The organism is Sphaerisporangium sp. B11E5 (assembly GCF_039871875.1).
In the GTDB taxonomy this organism is placed as follows: Bacteria; Actinomycetota; Actinomycetes; order Streptosporangiales; family Streptosporangiaceae; genus Sphaerisporangium.
In genome coordinates, this window is record NZ_JBDPMD010000019.1 from 117,803 (window position 1) to 124,011 (window position 6,209).

General features: G+C 72.1%; 5 protein-coding genes. 3 read left to right on the top strand and 2 right to left on the bottom strand.

The annotated features are described in order from the left end of the window. Positions 1 to 43: 43 nt before the first annotated feature. Complete coding sequence (locus ABGB17_RS18995) at positions 44 to 421, top strand: helix-turn-helix domain-containing protein (protein WP_347631269.1); 378 nt, start codon at positions 44 to 46, stop codon at positions 419 to 421. Positions 422 to 426: 5 nt separating this feature from the next. Here ABGB17_RS18995 and ABGB17_RS19000 read toward each other — a convergent pair whose 3' ends face one another. After that, the gene (locus ABGB17_RS19000) at positions 427 to 1,185 is read right to left on the bottom strand and encodes an SDR family oxidoreductase (protein ID WP_347631271.1); all 759 of its coding nucleotides are present in this window, start codon (positions 1,183 to 1,185) and stop codon (positions 427 to 429) included. A 505-nt stretch (positions 1,186 to 1,690) separates the two neighbouring features. Here ABGB17_RS19000 and ABGB17_RS19005 point away from each other — a divergent pair. Beyond that, positions 1,691 to 5,185 (top strand): S8 family serine peptidase, encoded by a 3,495-nt coding sequence (locus tag ABGB17_RS19005; protein ID WP_347631273.1) that lies wholly within the window; start codon positions 1,691 to 1,693, stop codon positions 5,183 to 5,185. Between the two features lie 94 nt (positions 5,186 to 5,279). Then, positions 5,280 to 5,621: a VOC family protein gene (locus ABGB17_RS19010; RefSeq protein WP_347631275.1), complete on the top strand. Its 342-nt coding sequence runs from the start codon at positions 5,280 to 5,282 to the stop codon at positions 5,619 to 5,621. 201 nt (positions 5,622 to 5,822) lie between these two features. Here the strand turns inward: ABGB17_RS19010 and ABGB17_RS19015 are convergent. Further along, positions 5,823 to 6,209: alpha/beta hydrolase fold domain-containing protein (locus ABGB17_RS19015; protein ID WP_347631277.1), on the bottom strand; the 387-nt coding region annotated here is incomplete at its 5' end.

The following is a 6,209-nucleotide window of genomic DNA, read 5'->3' on the forward strand; positions in this document are numbered from 1 at the left end:
CCGCGCCCGTTCGCAGAACGTACGTACCACCGGGGGAGGACTCATGACCGATGTCGCGGACGCCGCGATCGTCGCGCCGACCTGCACGTACACGCTCGTGCGCGGTGTGCTGGGCCGGATGGGGGACAAGTGGTCCGTGGTGCTCATCTGTGAGCTGGACGACGGGCCGCTGCGGTTCAACGAGTTGCGGCGGCGGGCCGAGCCGATCGCGCAGCGGATGCTGACCGTCACGCTCCGGGGGCTGGAGCGCGACGGCCTGGTGGCCCGCACCGTCCGTCCGACCGTCCCGCCTCAGGTGGAGTACGAGCTGACGGGCACCGGGCGGGGGTTCCTGGCGCTCGTGCGGGACGTCGCCGCCTGGTCCGAGGACAACGGGCGCCACATCGACGCGGCGCGGGCCGCTTACGACGGGCGCGGCTGAAGGGGTTACGCGGCGGTCCGGCCGCCGTCGACGGGCAGCGCGGCTCCGGTGATGTACGTGGCCCCGTCGCCGAGCAGGAAGGCGGCGAACGCGGCCACCTCGTCCTCCCTGCCGGCCCGGCCGAGGGGCTGGCGGTCCATCATGTGCTTCTCGACCTGGGGGTCCTGGGCCGCCTGCCGCCACAGCGGGGTGTCCACCAGGCCGGTCACCAGCGCGTTGATACGGATGCCCTCCCGGGCCACGTCCAGCGCGGCGGAGCGGGTCAGCCCGATGACGCCGTGCTTGGCGGCCGAGTAGATCGCCACCGACGGGTCGCCGGCCACTCCCACCGTGGAGGCGTTGTTGACGATGGCGCCGCCGCCCGAGGCCGCGATCGCCGGGATCTCGTGCTTCATGCTGAAGAAGACGCTGGTCAGGTTGAGGTCGATGGTGGTGCGCCAGAACGCCTCGTCGGCGTCCCGCACCCGTCCGAGGGCGTTGCCGCCGCCGGCGTTGTTGAAGGCCCCGTCGAGACGGCCGAACTCCTCGACCGCCGTGCCGACCAGCGCGGCGACCTGCTCCTCCACGGTGACATCGGTGGGGACGAACAGTGCGGTGCCGCCCGTCGCCGTGATCTCGCGGACGACCTCGTCGCCTCTGGTCTTGTCGCGGGCGCCGATGACGACCTTCGCGCCCTGGGCGGCGGCCAGGACGGCGAAGGCCCGGCCCATCCCCATCGTGCCGCCGGTGACCAGGACGACCTTCGACGCCAATCCCTCGGACATATCGTGAGCCTCGTTTCCTCGACGCGGGTCTGATCGGGGCCGCGCGGCCGCCGTGCTCACGAGCAGGCCGCGCAGCCGTCATCCATGCTGGTCAGAGCCCCGGTCACCCCGCAAGGAGGCACTTTCACGTGCCCAGGTTCCCCCGGGTGAACCGTCCCTCGCGGCGGTCGGGGCCGCCGGGCCCGAGCAGGTACGGGCTGATCGCGAGGAGTGACATGGTGTCGTGTCCACGTCGGTGTCGGAAACACGCCACGTCCGGTCAGGCCACGTCCGGCCGGTCCTGCGCGCTCGGAACCGTCGATGTCGCCGCAGGTCAACGGTGTATGTGAAGGCGCGGTGAACACCGGAACCGGCGGCGGTCTCGTCCGGGTCGGGGTGTTAAATCTGGTGCACTTCCCTTGTCGGTAGGGGCAGGGCACCTCCACGATTCTCCGCGTGGGATAGCAATTACGACTTATCACCCCATATCCCCCATGGGTTTCCCACGGCCCATGAAGGAGATCGAGTGTCCATTTCCCCCCTCCGGCGAGCGGCCCTGATCGGGATCACCGCGTTCGCCTTGTTGGCCCCCCAGAGCGTGGCGTACAGCGCCACGCAGGCCGCACCCGCGTCCGACAAGATCGACGGAGCGGTTCGGGCCGACCTTTCCCAGGACGACAAGGCCACCTTCTGGGTGCGCATGAAAGAGAACACCGACCTGCGGGCGGCGCGCACCGCGCGGAGCAAGGCCGACAGGGGGCGGCAGGTCTACCGGGCGAAGACGGAGACCGCCACCTCCTCCCAGGCCGGGTTGCGCAAGCTGCTGAAGGCCGCGCGTGCCGACTTCACCCCCTTCTGGATCGTCAACACGGTCAAGGTGACCGGGGACGCGGAGCTGGCGGCGCGGATCGCCGAGCTGCCCGAGGTCGCGGCGATCGAGCCGTCCACGATGATCGCGCTGCCGGACCCCGAGCCGGCGAAGGCCGAGCCGAGGGCCGCGTCCGTCGAGTGGAACATCGACCGGATCAACGCCCCCAAGGTGTGGGACGAGCTCGGCGACCACGGTGAGGGCGTCACCATCGCCAGCATCGACACCGGAGTGCAGTGGGACCACCCCGCGCTGGTCTCGCAGTACCGGGGCACCAAGCCCGACGGCACCGCGGACCACGCCTACAACTGGTTCGACCCGGCGGGCGCGTGCCCGGCCGGCGTCCCGTGCGACGACCGCGGGCACGGCACCCACACCGTGGGCACCATTGCGGGCGGGAACGGCATCGGCGTGGCCCCCGGCGTCACGTGGATCGCCGCGAAGGCGTGCCTGCTCGTCGGCGGCTGCCCCGACTACGCGCTGCTCGCCGCCGGGCAGTGGATCCTCGCGCCCACCGACCTGAACGGCCAGAACCCGCGGCCCGACCTCGCACCCGACGTCGTCAACAACTCCTGGGGCGGCGAGGGCATCGACCTCTGGTACAGCGAGATGGTGGCCGCGTGGGTCGCCGCCGGCATCTTCCCGGCGTTCTCCAACGGCAACGCGGGCCCGGCGTGCGGCACCACCGGCACGCCCGGCGGCTACGTGGCGAGCTACAGCGCCGGGGCGGTCGACGTCAACGGGCAGATCGCGTACTTCTCGTCCCGGGGTCCCGGCGAGAACGGCGAGATCAAGCCGAACATCGCGGCGCCCGGCGTGAACATCCGCTCCGCGCTGCCCGGCGGCGAGTACGGCGTGAAGTCCGGCACGTCGATGGCGAGCCCGCACGTCGCCGCGACGGTGGCGCTGATGTGGTCGGCCTCCCCGTTCCTCAGGAACGACATCGAGAGCACGCGGGCGCTGCTCGACGGGACGGCGGCCGACGTGGACGACCAGGGCTGCGGCGGCACCGCGGCGGACAACTTCGTCTACGGCGAGGGCATGCTCGACGCCTACGCGGCGGTCAAAGCCACCCCGGCGGGCGAGCTCGGCACTTTGAAGGGCACGATCACCTCCGGCGGCGCACCGGTGGCCGGGGCCACCGTCAGCGTCTCCGGGCCGCTCGACCGCACCGTCCCCACCGCGCAGGACGGCACGTACACGCTGCCCCGCCTGCTGAGCGGCGAGTACCGGCTCACGGTGAAGAAGTTCACCTATGACGACGCCACCGTGACCGTCACCGTCCACACCGACCAGACCGTCACCCAGGACGTGTCCCTGACGCCGCAGGCCATGGGCACGGTGTCGGGAACCGTCACCAGCGTCGGCCTGCCCGAGGCGGGCGCCACCGTGACCGCGGTGGGCACGCCGGCCACCACGGTCACCGACGCGGACGGCCACTACGAGCTGCGGCTGCCGCGGAAGACCTACGACCTGAAGATCACCGCGTCGTCGCTGTGCGCCGAGGTGACCACCGTGCCGGTCACGGTCACCGGCGACCTGACCAAGGACGCCGAGCTGTCGAGCCGCATCGACGCCTTCGGCCACACCTGCCGGAGCGGGTCGGACGCCTACGTCGAGGGCACCACGCTGCAGCCGCTCGCCTGGGACGACGAGACCCAGACGCTCCCGCTGCCGTTCGCCTTCCCGTTCTACGGCAAGACCTACACCAGCGGCGTGGCCAGCACCAACGGGTTCCTGAGCTTCGGCGGCGACCGGTACTCCTACCCGACCCACGGCGCGCTGTCGGGGAGCGACGGGCCGGACGCGGCCGTCTACCCGTACTGGACCGACCTCGGGTTCTTCGACGAGGGCGCCGGGCTCTACACGGCGACCCTCGGCACCGCCCCCAACCGCACGTTCGTGGTCGAGTGGCGCAAGGCACGGTTCTACGGCGTGGACGCGCTCATCTCGTTCGAGGTGCTGCTCGGCGAGGACGGCTCCATCGGGTTCCGCTACCGCGGCATCGAGAACAGCTACGCGGCCGGTGAGAAGACCACGGTCGGCATCGAGACCGGCGACGACGCGTTCCAGTACTCGCTGGACCGCCCCACCCTGCGTGACGACCAGAGCCTCGTCTTCGCCGCCCGCGGCCACGGCCTGGTCACCGGCACCGTCACCGACGCCAACGACGGCGGGCCGCTGGAGGGCGCGACGGTCAAGGTGGGGGACACCTCCTTCGCGACCGGCCCCGACGGCACGTTCCTCGGCCAGGTCGCGGCCGGGGACCACCCGGTGGAGGTCGCCGCGGAGAACTACGGCACGCTCACCAAGGACGTCACCGTCACCGCCGGCACCCGCACCCGGCTCGACACGGCCCTCGCCACCGGCCGGGTGACGGCGTCCACCGGCCAGGTCACCCTGGTCATGCCCACCGGGGCCATCCGCGAGGCCACCGTCGAGCTGTCCAACACGGGCGCCGGCACGACGTACACCGTCGAGAGCACCGAGAGCTGGCTGACCGCGACCCCCGCCGCCGGGGGGATCGAAGCGGGCGGTTCGGTGACGCTGGGGGTCACCGCGTCCAGCGCGGACGTCCAGCCCGGCACCGTCCGCACCGGCGTCCTGGTGGTCCGCTCGGCCAGCGGCCGCACCCCGGCGTTCCCGGTCGTCGTGTCCGTCGTGGTGCCGAAGCTCCAGGTCGCCGTGGAGACCGGCGGCACGAGGCTCGTCGACTCCGCCGGCGACACCTGGACCCCCGACCGCAGGTACACCCCCGGCGGCCACGGCTACGTCGGCGACAGCAAGGAGAGGACCACCGCCAAGCCCATCGCCGGCACCACCGAGCAGACCCTGTTCAGGACCACCCGCGAGGGCATGCGCGAGTACCGCTTCGACGACGTCCCCGACGGCGTGTACACGGTGGAGCTCGGCTTCGCGGAAACCCACGGCAAGTCCCCCGGCAAGCGTGTCTTCGACATCCGCGCCGAAGGCACCCTCGTGGCGGAGGCCCTGGACATCGCCCGCCTGGCCGGGCAGAACACCGCCCTCACCCGTCAGTACACGGTGAACGTCACCGACGGACGGCTCGACGTGGCCTTCGTCCCGAGGACCGGTGACCCTCTCCTCAGCTTCATCCGGGTCACCGAACGCCCCGACAGGACGGCCGGGTAGCCCCGGCTCCGCGCACCGGCCCGCCGCGTCCAGCGGCGGGCCGTTCCACGTTCTGAGCACGGGTTTTGTCGGTGGCGATCCCTAGGATCGGGGTATGAACGTCGACCTGTTCGCGGGCATTCCGGTCAGCGACTACGCGGAGGCCCTGGAGTGGTACGAACGGCTGCTGGGAGTGCCGCCGGCGTTCTTCCCGCACGAGACGGAGGCCGTGTGGGAGCTGGCGGAGCATCGGTACGTGTACGTCGTGCGTGATCCCGAGCGTGCCGGGTGCGCCGTGCTCACCGTGTTCTTCGAGAACCTCGACGTGGTCGCGGCGTGGGTGGCCGAGGCGGGCCTCGAGCCCGCCAAGCGGGAGACGTACGGCAACGGCGTACGCAAGATCATTTACCGTGATCCGGACGGGAACGAGATCGGTTTCGGCGGCGGACCCATGTAGCGGTACCGAGCTGGGGCTCGGCCGGCCCGACCGGGCCGGCCGAGGTCACGGGGCGCGGCCGGAGGAGGGCTGGACGGCCGGTCGGCGACGAGGGGCACGGCCGGGGCAGGGCTGGACGGGCCGGCCGGGGACGAGGGGCACGGCCGGGGCAGGGCTGGACGGGCCGGCCGGGGACGAGGGGCACGGCCGGGGCAGGGACGGTCAGGCTGATCGGTCATGGGGGGCCGGGGACAGGGGGTGGTCGGTCCGGGTCAGGACCCGGGTGAGCCAGTCGTTTCGGGTGCGGCGGGCGGTGATCGAGAGGCTGGCCTCGGGGAACAGGGCGTCGAAGGCGTGGAAGCCGCCTGCCCAGATGTGGAGGTCGGCCTGGCCGCCCGCGGCCCAGATGCGGGTGGCGTACTCGACGTCCTCGTCGCGGAAGACCTCGGCCGTGCCGGCGTCTATGTAGGTGGGGGGCAGGCCGGAGAGGTCACCGGCCAGAGCGGGGGAGACGTAGATGGGGACGTCCGGGCTCGGGGTGTCCGGGCTGAGGCCGGTGGCGCCGGAGGCGTCCGGGGTGGGGGTGTCCGGTGCGGAGGTGTCCGGGCT